The organism is Mesorhizobium sp. M8A.F.Ca.ET.207.01.1.1 (assembly GCF_004794715.1).
Classification (GTDB): Bacteria; Pseudomonadota; Alphaproteobacteria; order Rhizobiales; family Rhizobiaceae; genus Mesorhizobium.
This window is the reverse complement of record NZ_SRUS01000480.1, coordinates 1-301: the sequence shown is the minus strand read 5'-3', so window position 1 is coordinate 301 and position 301 is coordinate 1. Positions and strand designations below refer to the sequence as shown.

Below are 301 nucleotides of genomic sequence, written 5' to 3'. Positions count from 1 at the left end.
GTTGGATTCCTTGGCCATGATGCCGAACAGCAGTGCTTCGGGCAGGCCACGCTTTTCCCACTCCGGCCACATCACCGCGCGCAGGTTCTGGTAGTTCTCGTAGCTGGTCAGCAGCGCCGGGCGCATGTCGGTCAGCCAGCGGCGGATGCCGGCCTGCACCGCCGGGTTGTATTCGACCATGCTGTCGAAGGCGTGCCGCTTGTCGTTCAGCAGCGCGGCAGCGCGCGCGGCCTCGGGCACGTCCGCGGTGAGCGGGCCGATGTGGTCGGGGTCGGCTTCCAGACGGTCACCGCCCTCGTCC

The 301-nt window shown here is 68.4% G+C and carries 1 protein-coding gene; it reads right to left on the bottom strand.

From position 1 onward, the window contains the following. Positions 1-301: hypothetical protein (locus EN850_RS35460; protein WP_210238090.1), on the bottom strand; the 301-nt coding region annotated here is incomplete at both ends.